General features: G+C 68.4%; 14 protein-coding genes. 9 read left to right on the top strand and 5 right to left on the bottom strand.

Going from position 1 to position 14,742, the window contains the following annotated elements; genetic code table 11:
- Positions 1-367 precede the first annotated feature (367 nt).
- Genes E3O22_RS03980 through E3O22_RS16545 form a run of 4 tightly spaced genes read left to right on the top strand, consistent with a single transcriptional unit; the run spans position 368 to position 3,023 of the window.
- Positions 368-1,183: an alpha/beta fold hydrolase gene (locus tag E3O22_RS03980; RefSeq protein ID WP_134393649.1), complete on the top strand. Its 816-nt coding sequence runs from the start codon at positions 368-370 to the stop codon at positions 1,181-1,183.
- 26 nt (positions 1,184-1,209) lie between these two features.
- Positions 1,210-1,749, top strand: a complete 540-nt coding sequence (locus E3O22_RS03975; protein WP_134393650.1) for a hypothetical protein — start codon at positions 1,210-1,212, stop codon at positions 1,747-1,749.
- Entirely contained in the window at positions 1,740-2,888 is a 1,149-nt protein-coding gene (locus E3O22_RS03970) for a hypothetical protein (protein WP_134393651.1), read from the top strand. Before E3O22_RS03975 ends, E3O22_RS03970 begins: the two co-directional genes overlap by 10 nt.
- Positions 2,889-3,023, top strand: a complete 135-nt coding sequence (locus tag E3O22_RS16545) for a hypothetical protein (RefSeq protein ID WP_255570039.1) — start codon at positions 2,889-2,891, stop codon at positions 3,021-3,023.
- A 117-nt stretch (positions 3,024-3,140) separates the two neighbouring features.
- Here the strand turns inward: E3O22_RS16545 and E3O22_RS03965 are convergent, their stop codons facing one another.
- Positions 3,141-3,959, bottom strand: a complete 819-nt coding sequence (locus E3O22_RS03965) for a GntR family transcriptional regulator (RefSeq protein WP_134393652.1) — start codon at positions 3,957-3,959, stop codon at positions 3,141-3,143.
- Between the two features lie 114 nt (positions 3,960-4,073).
- Here E3O22_RS03965 and E3O22_RS03960 point away from each other — a divergent pair, with 114 nt between their 5' ends.
- Both E3O22_RS03960 and E3O22_RS03955 read left to right on the top strand, forming a co-directional pair.
- Complete coding sequence (locus E3O22_RS03960; RefSeq protein ID WP_134393653.1) at positions 4,074-5,513, top strand: MFS transporter; 1,440 nt, start codon at positions 4,074-4,076, stop codon at positions 5,511-5,513.
- A gap of 29 nt (positions 5,514-5,542) precedes the next feature.
- Complete coding sequence (locus E3O22_RS03955) at positions 5,543-6,670, top strand: nucleoside hydrolase (RefSeq protein ID WP_134393654.1); 1,128 nt, start codon at positions 5,543-5,545, stop codon at positions 6,668-6,670.
- Between the two features lie 22 nt (positions 6,671-6,692).
- Here the strand turns inward: E3O22_RS03955 and E3O22_RS16080 are convergent, their stop codons facing one another.
- Positions 6,693-7,100 (bottom strand): CBS domain-containing protein, encoded by a 408-nt coding sequence (locus E3O22_RS16080; RefSeq protein ID WP_370448389.1) that lies wholly within the window; start codon positions 7,098-7,100, stop codon positions 6,693-6,695.
- Complete coding sequence (locus E3O22_RS03950) at positions 6,991-8,367, bottom strand: chloride channel protein (RefSeq protein ID WP_206750855.1); 1,377 nt, start codon at positions 8,365-8,367, stop codon at positions 6,991-6,993. Before E3O22_RS03950 ends, E3O22_RS16080 begins: the two co-directional genes overlap by 110 nt.
- Before the next feature lie 153 nt (positions 8,368-8,520).
- Here E3O22_RS03950 and E3O22_RS03945 point away from each other — a divergent pair, with 153 nt between their 5' ends.
- From E3O22_RS03945 to E3O22_RS03935, 3 genes are all read left to right on the top strand, one after another.
- The gene (locus tag E3O22_RS03945) at positions 8,521-8,985 is read left to right on the top strand and encodes a MarR family winged helix-turn-helix transcriptional regulator (protein ID WP_134393655.1); all 465 of its coding nucleotides are present in this window, start codon (positions 8,521-8,523) and stop codon (positions 8,983-8,985) included.
- Positions 8,986-9,100: 115 nt separating this feature from the next.
- The gene (locus E3O22_RS03940) at positions 9,101-11,599 is read left to right on the top strand and encodes a transglycosylase domain-containing protein (RefSeq protein ID WP_134393656.1); all 2,499 of its coding nucleotides are present in this window, start codon (positions 9,101-9,103) and stop codon (positions 11,597-11,599) included.
- Between the two features lie 37 nt (positions 11,600-11,636).
- Complete coding sequence (locus E3O22_RS03935) at positions 11,637-13,307, top strand: ABC-F family ATP-binding cassette domain-containing protein (protein WP_134393657.1); 1,671 nt, start codon at positions 11,637-11,639, stop codon at positions 13,305-13,307.
- A gap of 109 nt (positions 13,308-13,416) precedes the next feature.
- Here the strand turns inward: E3O22_RS03935 and deoC are convergent, their stop codons facing one another.
- On the bottom strand, positions 13,417-14,130 hold the full coding sequence (deoC, locus tag E3O22_RS03930) for a deoxyribose-phosphate aldolase (protein WP_134393658.1): 714 nt from the start codon (positions 14,128-14,130) through the stop codon (positions 13,417-13,419).
- A gap of 177 nt (positions 14,131-14,307) precedes the next feature.
- Positions 14,308-14,691 (bottom strand): hypothetical protein, encoded by a 384-nt coding sequence (locus E3O22_RS03925; protein WP_241976503.1) that lies wholly within the window; start codon positions 14,689-14,691, stop codon positions 14,308-14,310.
- Positions 14,692-14,742: the final 51 nt, after the last annotated feature.

Below are 14,742 nucleotides of genomic sequence, written 5' to 3'. Positions count from 1 at the left end.
AAGCGAGCAGGAGTTCGCGGGGCAACCCGGACACACGAGTCCTCGGACTTGCCCGCTCAGTCCCGGCGCAGGTGACGGGGCATTGGTGGGGGCGTCGCGCGACTCTGGGGCGATCGCCATGGGGTTGATCCACTGGTCCCAGGTCGTGGGTCCAATTCAGGGGGCCACGTCGTGGCCCAGAACGGCAGACAACCAACTAACCGATCGGCGTCGATATATCGAATGTGACTCTTGCCCCGATGGATGTCAATCTGTCCACCTGCATACCCGTCACCCGGGTTGGGGTCGCCGGTATTCAGCGGTCACAGATTCGTGCGCTCACGGTAATTCCCTTGCCGCGGCGCCCGCCGCACGCCTACGCTGAATCATGCCTCACCTCACCGTTCCGGGCGCGTCGCTCTACTACGAGACAGCCGGCCACGTATCGGCACCGGCACTCCTCTTGCTGCACGCCGGCATCGCCAATCTGCGCATGTGGGACCCGCAGATCGACGCGCTGGCTGCCGGCCACTTCGTCATCCGTTTCGATAGCCGCGGATGCGGCCAGACGACCACCGAGAACGTGGAGTTCTCGCCGCGTGCGGACGCCCTCGCGGTTCTCGACCATCTCGGGGTGGCGTCGGCCACGCTGATCGGGTGCTCGCGCGGAGGCGGGACCGCCATCGACCTGGCCACGGAAAGTCCCGACCGCGTGGACGGCCTGGTGACCGTGGGAGCCGGGCCCAGCGGATTCCCCGAAGTTGAACTGACCGATCTCGAGGACTCCCGGTTCGACGAACTGGATGCCGCGTTCGACGCCCAGGACTGGCACCGTCTGGCGCGACTCGAGGTGGCGCTCTGGGCGTTCGGCCCACTGCGCACCGAGGCCGACCTCGACCCCGAATTCGTGGCCACGGCCTACGCGCTGGGCCGTGTCAACGCCGTGCATGCGGAAGAGTCCCCGACGCCGATTCCGCTTGAGCCGCCCACTTTCAACCAGGTCAGCGACATCGAGGTACCCGCGTTCGTCTCGGTTGGTGAATTCGACATCACCCCGCATCTCGCCGAATATGAGTACCTTCTGTCGACGCTCCCTGACGTCACCGGCTTCACCTTCCGCGACACCGCCCACCTGCCGAGCGTCGAACGCCCGGCGGATTTCAATCGGGTGCTCGTGGATTGGCTGGCGGAGCACCGGCTCTAGTCCGGCGCGGCAGTGTTTTCCCCCGGTTGACCGCGCACGCACCCGTTAGGCCGGCCGACCAGTACCCTTGCGCCATCGGAATCTGGCTGCGGCTGCACGGCAATTCCGGCACCGCACGGATCGAGCGTGTCGTGGCCCTCGGCGCAGCCGCACCAACGCTGCTCGCGCTGATCTGGTCCGTGCGGCAGACGACGGATGCCCCCGCGCCCGTCGACGGCATCGCCGTCGCGACCGCGGCATCACTCGTCTGCGCCCTCGGCCTCGTACTCGACACGGTGGGGGCACGTGACACGGCTGCGAACGCCCAGGGGCGGACGGACCGGCTCGCCCTCGAGGCCGGCGCGGGCCTGATTCTGGTTCCCGGCACGCTCCTGACCCTCGCCGCCGGGAGCCCGTTCGCCGGCATGCTGCTGGTCCTGGCCGTGCTGATCCGCCGGTTCGGCCGCACCCCTCGGGCTGCAGCGGCAAGCCCGGCCGCGGCGCTGCTCACCCTGGCCGGCCTGCTCGTGGCTATCGTGCCGCTGGCGCTCGCCTCGGGCTCCTGGCCACCAGCATCGTGCAGCTGATGCGCGTGCTCGGCTCACCCGGCGCACCCGATGCACGGCTCGAATGCTGGTTGTTCCCGCTCGCTGCCGCGGCGGCGGGGGCGTTCCTGATCGGCGCCCGCACCGACCCGGCGACCCTCCGTCCGCGCACCATCGCGAGCATCACGCTGCTCGTGCTGACGCTGGCGACCGTGACGACGGCCGAGATCGCCGCCTTCACCGGGGCCGATATGACCGATGACGCCACCGTGACCGCGGTGCGTGCATCCGTTCTCGTGCTCGCCGTCGGGGTCGTGCACGTGCTGGCCGCGTGGCGGTTGCGCGCGCCCGTGACCCTGGCCGTCGGCTGGATTGCGGCGGGGCTGGCCGGGTTCGCCCTGGTGAGCGCCGTGGGGACGCAAGCCACCGAACCGTTCGAGCTCGTCACCGTGCCGCTCGGCCTCGCTATCGTCGTCGGCCAGGTGCTCGCCGTGCGGGCTCGCTGGATCGCGGCCGGACTGGCCCTGGCCCTGCTGCCCGGCGCGGTGGTCGGCGGCACGAATGACCTCCTCCGCCCCGTGCTGGCCCTGACCATCGGCGGTGCGTTCGCCGTCAGCGGGGCGCTCCTCCTGGTCCGGCCGCGCTGGGCATCCCTCGCCTGGCCGGCCCTCGGCGTCGGCGCGCTCACGGTTGTGCTCACGGCCTCATCCCGCATCCAGCCGCTGCTCGAGCTCGCGCCGAACGGCCCCGACACCCGGCTCGAGGCATGGCTGCTGCCCTCGGCGCTGATCCTGGCGGCCGTCGGCACAGGTCTCGTCACCGTCACCCGGCGCACCGATGAGGGTACCGCCCCCGGCCGCGGCGAAGCGACGGATGCCCCCGCGCTGCACCTCGGTTACGTCCTGTTAGTCCTGGCCATCATCGGGGTTTTCGCGGCCGAGGTGGTCGCACTCGGCTACGAGCCGCTGGCGGTCATCCGGGTGATCCTGCTCGTCTGGACTTTCTCCGCGCTGCACCTGGCGGCGTTCTGGTACGACGACAGCCGACCGGGCCGGATGGTCGCCTGGGTGGCAATCGGGGCCGGCGGCGGCGCCGTGGTCGCCGGGTCCGCGTACGCGGCGCCGGCCACGGTGGAGATCGTGAGCATTCCTCTGGCCATTGCCCTGCTGGCGACCGGTTAGTTGCACCTCGACGTCACGCCGGCCGTGCGCAAGTTGCAGGCTCCGTTCGTGATCGGCGCGATCGTGCTGCTGCTGCACGCGGTCGCGCAGCTCTGGCCCTGGATCTCGCTGGCCTACGGCGCGGTGCCGTGGTAGCTGCAGCTGGGCGTGGGCGGCGTCATCCTGATCGTGCTCGCGGCCCGCTACGAACAGCGGATCGCGAACTTCAAGGCGATCTCGATGACTATCTCGGCGCTGCGGTAGCGGCCCCGCTCAGGACTGCACCGCGTGGCTGATCGTCAGCTGCACGAAGTCGGTGTTGATCAGGGCCTTCGAGAGATAGAACGGGCGCCCGTCGTGGTCGAGAGTCTGGGTGAGGATGAGCACCGGGCTGCTGGCCGGCAGCCCGAGCAGCTTGCCGCGTGTGGCACCGGGAACACCGAGCGTGATGTCCGTTTCGCCGGGCCCGAAGATCGAACCGAGCACCGCGATCAGCGCGGCGAGCGCACTGCGTCCCGCAGCTCCCGCGTCACCCTGGGCGTTCGCGTCGACGCCTGCCTCGGACACGGCCGCCACCGCCGCCTCGCCGAACCGGCTCAGGCGGTCTCCCGGCACGTGCTCCTGGATCAGGGCGATGGGTGCACCCTCCCGGGTGATGACGCTCTCGAGAAACCATGAGGCCTCGTCGGTGCGAATGCCGATGGCGTCCGCAGTGAACGCGGGCGACGCGGACTGCAGCGCAGTCTGGGTGCGGCGAACGTGCACGGTCGGTCCGGTCTCACTGAGAAGCTCCTCGATCGGACGGATCTTCTGCAGCCCGAGGTGAGGCAGCCGGTCGGCGACGAAGCGCCCGATGCCCCGGCGCGAGCGCACGAAGCGGTCCTCCTCGAGAAGTATGAGGGCCTCCCGCACGACCGTGCGGCTGACGCCCATCGCCGTGCCGAGCTCGGACTCCGATGGGAGCAGGGAGGCGATCGGCAGGGATCCGTTGCGGATCGCTTCGGTGATGCGCGAGTACACCGCCACCCGCAGCGGCAGACTTCCATTGGTCTCGAGCGGACCTGCCAGGGCCGCCTCCGTGCGTCGATCCATTCGTTCTCCCCTGGTCGGTGAGTCGAGCCTAGCGTGTGATCTCACGCACTTGTATAACAAGCATGTACACTGAGCGTGTCGATCTTGTCGTTGCTCCAATGAAGGAGGCTTGTCATGCTCGTGCTTTCCTCCGAAGCCGCTCCCGTAATGGGGCGCGCCCGCGCTCCCCGGGCTCCCCGGGCTCCTCGGGCTCCCGGGGTGTTGATCGGCACGCTGGTCCTGGCGATCCTGACGTTCCAGCTGAATGCCACCCTCCTCTCCGCCGCCTTGCCAGCCGTCGGCGCCCAGTTGGGCGAGAGCATGCAGGATGTCGCCCGGGTGCAGTCGGTGTTTTTTCTTTCCGGCGCCGTTTTCGGCATGGTCTTTTCCCGCTGGAGCGATTTCCTCGGCCGCAAGCGCAGCCTCGTGATCGTACTGACGCTGCTGCTGATCGGCACCGTCATCTGCGCCCTCGCACCGAGCCTCCCACTGCTGCTGCTCGGCCGGGTGCTGCAGGGCGCGTCCAACGCCACCTTCACGATCTCCTTCCTCCTGCTCTCTGAGCGCCTGAACAGCCGCCTGTTCGGCATCTCGGTCGGCATCATCACCTCGGTCAACGGCGGCCTGTTCGGCGTCGACGGCTTCCTCGGCGGCTACGTGACCGACACCATCGGCTGGCGGTTCCTCTTCGTGATCACCCTCGGCCTCGGGCTGGTCGCGATCAGTTGCGTCGCACTCTTCATTCCGCAGGATGAGCCGCGCACCCAGGACGGGTCAATGGACTGGTGGGGTGCCGGCATCCTGTCCCTGTTTCTGGTGCTGCTCACGAGCCTGATCTCGCAGGCGTCGGCGTCAGGCTGGGCCGACCCGCTCACGCTGGGTTACCTCGTCTGGGCGGTCGTCAGCGCGGTCGTCTTCGTGCTCGTTGAGAGGCGCACCCGACGGCCGCTCATTCCCATCCACGCGTTGCGTTCCCGCCAGGTGTGGCCGCTCCTGCTGTCCACGGTGCTCACCCTGGCCGGGGTCTTCTCCGCGCTCAACTTCACCGTGGTCTTGCTCAGCCAGAACAATCAGGTGGGTTACGGGCTCTCCGCCTCGATGTCGGCGCTGCTCTACCTCACCCCGACCGCGTTTGTCGGCGTCACCGCGGCGATCTTCTCCGGCTGGATCGCCGTGCGGATCGGTTGGATCACCGCGCTGCGGCTGAGCAGCGGCGTCATCACCCTGATCACGGTCGGCCTGGCCGTGTTCGCGATGGACCGCTGGCTGGTTTTCAGCCTGCTCATCGTGATGGGCGTCTTCTACCTCGGCCTGTTCCAGAGTTCGGTCAACGGCATCTCCGTGCTCAACTCGCCGCCCGAGGCCCGCGGGGCCCTGCCCGGCCTGAACGGCGCCTGCTTCGGCATCGGCATCGGCATCGGCATCGCCATCGTCGCCCCGGTCGTGGCCGCGGGCACGGTCGCCGGCTTCCAGACGGCCCTGTGGATCTCCGCGGGCCTCACCCTGGCATCCTTCCTGGCCTCCCTGATTCTGCGCCCCGCCGCAGAAACACCCGCACCACTTCTGAACCCCTGAAACAGCACGATGAGAACGGATGGTCAACGATGACTCACACGACGGCTCCCCACCCCCGCCCGATCTACCTCGACTGCGACACCGGGATCGACGATGCGATGGCGCTTGCGTTCCTGCTGGCGACACCGGGCATCCGTCTGGTCGGGATCGGCACGGTGAGCGGATGCGTCAACCCGGCCGTCGCCGCGGCGAACACCCTGAGCCTGCTCGCGACCGCCCGGCGTGACGATATCCCGGTCGCGGTCGGCGTCTGGGAGCCCGTCAGCGGGATCTCCCGGCGTGGGACCGCACACATGCACGGCCGCAACGGGATCGGAGACGTGCTGCTGCCCCGCTCGCGGCGGCACCCAGTCGACGAAAGCGCCACGGAGTTGCTGATCCGGCTGGCGCACGAGTATCCCGGCGAACTGGAGGTCATCGCGATCGGCCCGCTGACGAACCTGGCCGAGGCCCTCTGCCTCGACCCGGAACTTCCCCGGCTCGTGCGTCGCGTCACCATCATGGGCGGCGCCGTCTTCGCGCCCGGCAACGTCGGCAAATTCGCCGAGGGCAACATCGCCGCCGACCCCACGGCCGCCGCGGACGTCTTCGCGGCCAGCTGGCCGGTGACCGTGGTCCCGCTCGACGCAACGGTGCCGCACACCTTCGACGAGACCCACCGGCGGGCACTCGCCTCGGCCTCGGGGCTGACCCAGCAGGCACTGTCCGCCATGCTCGGCACCTGCCTGACGCAGTGCGGCACGCAGTTCAGCACGCGGCGCTTCGCCCTGCACAACTCCATCGCCGCGGCCTTCGCGACCGGCGCTCTTGAGGCCGAGCGGGCGCCAACCCTGCGCGTCCGCGTGGACATGAGCGCCGGTCCGCGCCATGGCCAGACCCACTTCGCCAAGGTGGAGGCGGCGGTCGGGGTGCCTGCCACCGCGGGGCCTGTCACCGCGGGGCCTGTCACTGCGGGGCCTGCCGGGCAGAACCCGCACGAGGCCCGGGTGGTGCTGTCTCTCCGGCGCAACGCCGCGACGCTGCTCCTGGAACGCATCCTCACCCTCGCGCCCGCCGCGACTCCGGTGCCGGTGCCGGCTAGAGCTCTGGCTGCGACCGGAGCCCGCGCACTCTCGCCCGCTCGGGCCCGGAGGCAGGCGGAACCGGTACCCGTCTGAGACGGCCGTCGGCATCCGTCGGTCAGCGGGTGCCACGGGGCGGGCTCGTAACGACCCCCGAACCCGGCCCGTGCCCGATGGTCACCGCACGAAGCACGGCGTCGAGGGTGAGCCACCCCCGGAGCAGCCCGTCTGAGTCGACAACGGGCAGGCCGTCGCTCTCGCTGGCGGCCAGCACCACATCCAAAACCTTGTCCAGGGTGTCGTCGGGATTGGCCACCGCGGGCGTCTCGATCAACGCGCCGAGGGTGATCGTGGCGCTGTCGTCGTCGTTGCCCAGTGAGTCAGAGACGGCAGCGACTGTCACGATTCCGATGAACTCACCCCCACGATGAAGTACCGGCAGGGCGCGCCTGCCTGACCCGAGCAACATCCGGGCCCCTTCCGCCGGAGTGAGCCGGGAGCTCACCGCGTCGGGTGCCTCGGTCATGACCTCCCGCACAAGCGTCGAATGCAGCAGGATGCCGCCGGGGCCGCCGCCGGGGCCGCCGTCGACGCTCACCCCCGCGGCGGCGAAGCTTGAGGGTGTAAATCGTGTCCTCACTGAGGACACGCGAGACTCCGGTCGCGATCACGATGGCCAGCAGCAGAGGCAGGATGATCGAGTATTCCCCGGTCAATTCGAACAGGATGATGGCGGCGGTGATCGGTGCTCGCCCAGCGCCTGCGAAGACCGCACCCATCCCGACCAGGGCAAAGGTACCGGTCTGACCCGCGAACACGGGGAACATCGCCCCGGAGACCTGGCCGAACCCGGCACCGAGCATCGCGCCGATGAACAGCGACGGTGCGAAAACGCCGCCGGAACCGCCGATGCCGATGGTGAGGCTCGTGGCCACGATCTTTCCGACGAGGAGCAGCGCCACGAACCCGAGGGCATAGCCGCCCTCGACACCCTTTTCCAGCACCGGGTAGCCCACCCCATACAGTTGCGGCAGGGCGAAGAGCAGGAGGCCGAGGAGGAGCCCGCCGGCCACCGGCCGCAGCCATTCCGACTTGCCCCGCCAGGCCCAGTCGCAGGCGTCTTCCACGGCGTGGAGGGTTTTGGTGAACCCGACCGCAACGAGACCGGCCGCGAGTCCGAGCACCGCGAAAAGAGCGAATTGCGCGGAATTGACGATCGTGCACGTCGGCAGGGTGAGGAACGGATGATCGCCCAGGATCGACCGGCCGACGATGGAGGCGGTGACCGAGGACAGCACAACGATGCCGAACGAACGAGCCGCGAAATCGCGCAGCAGGAGCTCGAGGGCGAAGAAGACGCCGGCTATGGGAGCGTTGAAGGTTGCGGCGATCGCACCGGCAGCACCGCAGGCGACCAAAGTCCGCAGCTGCGATTCCGGCATCCGCACCGCTCGCCCGAGGGTCGAGCCCAGTGCGGAGCCGATCTGCACAATCGGCCCCTCGCGGCCGACGGAACCACCGGAACCACTGGAACCGATGGTTATGGCCGAGGCGAGCGACTTGACAATCGCCACCTTGCCCGGAATCCGCCCGCCGCGCTTCGTGACGGCGTACATGACCTCCGGCACACCGTGGCCTCGGGCCTCCGGCGCGAACCTGTTCACCAGGGGGCCGTAGAGAAGACCGCCGACGACCGGCGCGAAGATGACGAACGCACCGCCGAGCCAGGGAAGCCAGGGGTGGGCAGGATGTCCCTGCGTCGCGGCGTAGTCGGCGGTCCCCGTGAAGATCACGGTCGCCGCGGCCAACGGCTCGCGAGCGTCCTCAGGCTCAGGGCGGGCTGGGACATCAGGGCTCCTTCCTGTGTAGACTCAGCGTGCGCAATCGCAACTATTGCTTTTATGCAATAAAAGCTTTATCACTTGTACCGAACAAGGGAGCCCCGCATGGATGCGCTCACTACGGCTGCGGCCGACGCCACCCTCGCCGCCTCTCGCGCCCTGCTCGGCGTGGTTGCCCGGTCTGTCACGGCGGCCCTGGACGTCGTGACGCTGCCGCAGTTCCGTGTGCTGGTCGTGCTCAGCTCGGCCGGGCCCACGCGCATGAGCACCCTGGCGGAGCGGATGGGGGCCAACCCGTCCACCTTCAGCCGGTCGATAGACCGCATGGTTGCCGGAGGCTGGGTTGCACGGGGCCCAAGCCCCGAGAGCCGCCGCGAAGTGCTGATCACGCTCACCTCGGCCGGCCGAGAACTCGTCGACGATGTCACGGAGCGTCGCCGGCAGGGCATCGCCGCGATCCTCTCGCCCCTGACTTCGGAGCAGCAGAAGGCCGTACGCGACGCATTGCAGCTGTTCGCCGACGCCGCCGGCGAAACCTCGGCGTCGGATCTTCTCACCCTAGGCATCTGACTGCCCCCGTACGGCACTACCCCTGGCCCTGGACTGCACGGCCACGAGTTCGACCCGGAGCGATCACATCTTCTCTACGACCACCATCTCTTCCCACCACCGCACGTTTGGCGGGGTGCTCGGAGGGCTTCTCGGCTTTGTCGCAACCAGCGCCCTCGCCGGCATCCTCGCCGCGGCCGCGGTCACACCGGTGCTGGCCCTGTCGAGCGTGGCGGCCACGAACGCGATAAACGTTTTTGAGAATCTGCCCAGCTACCTCGCGATTGACCAGCTCTCGCAGAAGAGCAACATCTACGCCACTCAGACCGACGGCACCAACGTGCTGTTGGCCTCCTTTTACGACCAGAACCGGGTCGAGGTGGAGTGGGATGCGATCAGCCAATTCGTCAAGGACGCCGCCGTTGCCGGCGAGGACCCGCGCTTTTACGACCATGGCGGAGTCGACCTTCAGGGCACCGTCCGTGCCGTGCTGAGAACGGCCAGCGGCAGCGCCACCCAGGGTGGGTCGTCGATCACCCAGCAGTACGTCAAGAATGTGCTCGTTCAGAAGTGCGAGGTCCTCCAGGACAAGACCGATCAGAACGTCTGCTACCTGGCCGCAACCGAAACCACACCGGATCGCAAGCTCAAGGAAATGCGAATGGCGATCGGCCTGGAGAAGAAGTACACCAAGAACGACATTCTCCGCCAGTACCTCAATATCACCGGCTTCGGCGGCACGGTGTACGGCATCGAAGCGGCCGCGAACTACTACTACGCCACGACCGCCGCGACGCTGACCCTTCCGGAGTCGGCGAGCCTGGTCGCGATCGTGAACAACCCCGGCAAGTTCCAGCTCGACCACCCGGCCAGCGACACGAACGGAGGGGCGAATGGCTATGCCGCCAACAAGAGCCGCCGAGACTACATCCTCGGCGAGATGCTCACCCACGGCAAGATCAGCCAGGAACAGCACGACTCGGCCGTCGCCACTCCCATTGAGCCGACCATTGCGCAGCCCAGCACCGGCTGCAAGACGGCCGGCTCCAACGCCTTCTTCTGTGCCTACGTCACCAAACAGCTTCTGCACGACCCGGCCTTCGGGAAGAACCAGGACAGCCGTCAGCTCAATTTCCGCCGCGGCGGCTACAGCGTCTACACCTCCCTCGACCTCGACCTGCAAAACGCGGCCGTGGCCACTCTGGCCGCGAACGTCCCCTCCACCTATCCCGGCTGGGACGTCGGCGGAGTGGTCACCAGTGTGGAGGTCGGCACCGGGCGGGTGCTCGCAATGGCCCAGAACAAGGACTACAGCCAGGATCCGGCCGTGCAATCGACCGGCGCCAACTACACCGCCATCAACTACAACACCGATTTCGACCAGGGTGGGTCCAGCGGCTTCCAGCCGGGCTCAACCTACAAGGTGTTCACGCTGGGCGAGTGGCTGGCGGAGGGGCACTCGCTCAACGAGCGGGTCGACTCCCGGCGCAAATCCGACTGGGGCGTCTTCAAGGACAGCTGCAACGGCAACGCGAGCTACGTCTTCAACCCGAAGAACGATGACAACGAGTCCGGCAGCAACTACAGCGCCCTCCAGTCGACGATCGGCTCCATCAACACCGGTTACATCGGCATGGCGAAGAAACTCGACCTGTGCGGCATCCGTAAAACCGCCGAAGCCTTCGGGGTGCATCGCGCCACCCTCGGCCCGCTGGCACAGGGACCGTCCTCCGTGCTCGGCACGAACGAGATCGCACCCCTCACGATGGCCGCCGCCTTCGCCGGAATCGCCAACGACGGCACGACCTGCACCCCCGTCGGCATCGACAGCGTCACCGGCCCGGGCGGCGCCGAGATCCCGATTTCCCAGTCCGATTGCACCCAATCGGTTTCGTCGGCGGTGGCCGCGGGGATGACATACGCGATGCACCGGGTCATGACCGAAGGCACCGCCAACCAGTCCTATCGAAACACCTCCCCGCGCGTTGCCATGATCGGCAAGACCGGAACCACCGACGGAAACAAGGACACCTGGATGAGCGGGGCCAGCTCCCGGGTCGCGACCGTCGCGGGCGTGGTCAGCGTCACCGGGTCGGACAACCAACGCCGGATCTACTTCGACAGCGGGCAGGCCGCGACCGCCCGGCATCGGATGTGGCCTGACGTCATGTCGATCGCCAACGCCAAATACGGGGGGGAAGCCTTCACCGAAGCATCAGCCAAGACGGTTCACGGTGAGCCGGTCGCCGTACCGGACGTGCGTGGCCAATCACTCGCGAAGGCGCAGGCCGCCCTCGAGTCTGCCGGATTCACCGTCGTGGACGGCGGTGCCACAGCCTCCGAATTGCCCTCGGGCACGGTGGCCCGTTCGGCTCCGGCCGGCGGCACAACGGCCAGCCCCGATTCGACGGTCACCGTCTACACCAGCGACGCCACCCTGAAACTTCTGCCCGATGTCATCGGACTCAGTGAAAGCGTCGCTCGGGCCAGGCTCACCGGCTACTCCGTGGTCACGGTTGCCGAGATCATGACCGACCCGGAACAGGTCGGTAAGGTCAACGCAATGACGCCCCGTTCGGGATCCCTCGCGCGGGCTGGGGACACTGTCACCCTCACCGTGGGCGCACTCGGCTGACGCCCCGACGCGGTTGCAACAATGAGAAAATAGATGGATGAGCGCAACACTCGTGGCCAAGGGCCTGGCCGGCGGGTATGCACACCGCACCCTCTTCGACTCGCTCGACCTCACCGTCGCGCCTGGCGACGTCGTGGGCGTCATCGGCGTGAACGGATCGGGCAAGTCCACCCTGCTGAGCCTGCTCGCCGGCCTCGCCGAGCCCCAGTCCGGCACCGTCAGACTCGCCCCGGCCGATGCCTTCGTCGGCTGGCTGCCGCAGGAGCACGAGCGCCTGCCCGGTGAGACCGTCGCCGGCTACATCGCCCGGCGCACCGGCTGCGCCCAGGCGACCCTCGAGATGGACGACACGGCATCCGCTCTCGGCGATGCCTCACCGAGCCCGCGACCCGACGGCCTCGACCCAGCCGACGCGTACTCGGCCGCCCTCGAGCACTGGCTGGCCAGCGGCGCCGCCGATCTCGATGAACGGATGCCCGTGGTGCTCGCCGGCCTCGGCCTCACTTTCGGCACCGAGCTCGCCGAGCACACCCTGATGACGTCCCTGTCCGGCGGGCAGGCCGCGCGGGTCGGACTGGCCGCCCTTCTGCTGTCGCGCTTCGACATCGTGCTGCTCGACGAGCCCACCAACGACCTCGACCTCGACGGCCTGGAACGCCTGGAGTCCTTCGTCACCGGCCTCCGCGGCGGCGTCGTGCTCGTCAGCCACGACCGCGAGTTTCTGGCCCGTTGCGTGACGCGCGTGCTCGAACTCGACCTCGCCCAGGGCGCGAACCGGGTCTTCGGCGGCGGCTACGACTCCTACCTGGAGGAGCGCGAGACCTCCCGCCGGCACAAGCGCGAACACTACGACGAGTTCGCCGAGAGGAAGGCCGACCTCGTGGGCCGGGCCCGCACCCAGCGCGAATGGTCGAGCCAGGGCGTGCGGAACGCCATGAAGAAGGCGCCCGACAACGACAAGATCCGACGCAAGGCATCCGCCGAGTCCAGCGAGAAGCAGGCGCAGAAGGTGCGGCAGCTGGAGAGCCGCATCGCGCGCCTCGAGGAGGTCGACGAGCCGCGCAAGGAGTGGCAGCTCGACTTTGCGATCGGGTCCGCGCCCCGCTCGAGTTCGGTGGTGTCCACGCTGAGCAACGCGGTGCTCCACCAGGGCGATTTCACCCTCGGCCCGGTGTCGCTGCAGGTCAACGCGGGTGAGCGCATCGGCATCACCGGGCCGAACGGGGCCGGCAAGTCCACGCTGCTGCGCGCGCTGCTGGGGCATCAGGTTCCGGATGCCGGCACGGCCAGCCTCGGTACCAGCGTCAGTATTGGCGAAATCGATCAGGCCCGGGCCCAACTCGATGGCACCCGACCCCTCGCCACCAGCTTCGAGGAACTCGTGCCCGATCTGTCCACGGCCGAGGTGCGCACCCTGCTCGCAAAATTCGGCCTCAAGGCCGACCACGTCAACCGTCCGGCCGCGGACCTCTCCCCCGGCGAGCGCACCCGTGCCGGCCTGGCGCTGCTGCAGGCGCACGGCAACAACCTACTGGTGCTCGACGAGCCCACCAACCACCTCGACCTGGCCGCCATCGAGCAGCTCGAGCAGGCCCTCGAGTCCTATGCGGGCACGCTGCTGCTGGTCACCCACGACCGACGGATGCTGGCCAACGTGCACACGGATCGGCACTGGCGGGTGGACAACGGCCAGGTGACCGAGGCGTAGGTGAGTGGCCCCTATCCGATTGGTGGAGTCGCTGCCAGGCCTCGCGGACGACCGCCGCGAACCCAAATCCGTGATCCCTCACGGCTGTCAGGCGCCTCTCATCACGGACTCAGTAGCCGTCGGCCGGTCCTACCGGGGTGGCCCCAGCGAGCAGTGCGGCACTGCCGGAGACGCCGAGTCGGGTCGCGCCGGCAGCGATCATGGCCAGGGCGTCATCGAAGCTGCGCACCCCGCCCGACGCCTTCACCTGGGCCCGATCGCCCACGGTCTGCTTCATCAGGCGCACCGCGTGCAGGGTCGCCCCGCCGGCCGGGTGGAAACCGGTGGAGGTCTTGATGAAGTCGGCACCCGCGTCGACGGCGGCCTGGCACGCGGCGACGATCTCGGCATCGGTCAGGGCCGCGGATTCGATGATCACCTTGAGCACCCCGGGGGCGGGAATACTGGCCCGCACAGCCGCGATGTCGGCCTGCACATCGGCGAACCGGCCGGCCTTGGCAGCACCGATGTCGATGACCATGTCGATCTCGTCGGCTCCCTGCTCGATGGCGAGGGCGGCCTCAGCCTCCTTGATGGCGCTGTGGTGGTCTCCGCTGGGGAAACCGCAGACGACCGCGACCTTGAGCTCGGCGCCGGCGGGGATGCGCAGCGGCAGCATCGACGGGGAGACACAGACCGAGTAGGCGCCGAGCTCGATTGCCTCGGCAATGAGCGCGGTCACGTCACCGGCGGTGGCCTCGGGCTTGAGAAGGGTGTGGTCGATGAAACGGGCGACGCTCGCGGCGTCAAGGGAAATGGTGGGCGTGGAACGGGTGGTGGTCATGGTGGTGCGTCCTTAAATGGTGACGAGTCTCGCGGGACCTCGGGCCTGCTGCCCGATCCGCCAAACGCCTCGATGTGCACTACGCGTCCCCTGCTGACAGGCCCCGGTGGTCGACGTGTCGTCCCCGCTCAATGGGCGATTTCGACACGCTCGATCACCGGCAGCCCGGCCTGTCGGCTAGCGGGAGTGTGGTGCGAATCGCGCCATCCACCCGGCGATCGGTCGCTGCTGCTCACCCTGTTGCGCGGCGAGCACGATCAGGATCGCCGTGAGAGCGGGCGTCACCCACTGCAACACCCGCTGCTGCCGCTGCGCCGATTCGAGTTCCTCAGGCACACCGGGACCGGCTTCTGTGATTCCGGCGGTGGGCTCCCCCGCATGATCGCTCATCTTCTTGCCGAGAATCTCCGAGTACAGCGTCGTGCCCGCGGCCACACCGGTGAGGGCGAGTTTCACGATCGTGTTGATGCGGCCTTCCGGCTGGCCGGCCAGTCGCGCCTGGTTCCCGAGAATCAGGCCCACGCCGCCCACGCCGTGGGCTACGAGAGCTGCGACCTGCACCGGCGCCCACCTCTTCCACCCCTCACTCGCCAGAACCAGGCGTTCTCGGGG

This window comes from Cryobacterium sp. TMT2-18-2 (genome assembly GCF_004402245.1).
Taxonomy (GTDB): domain Bacteria; phylum Actinomycetota; class Actinomycetes; order Actinomycetales; family Microbacteriaceae; genus Cryobacterium; species Cryobacterium sandaracinum.
This window is presented reverse-complemented; position numbering and strand designations above follow the sequence as displayed.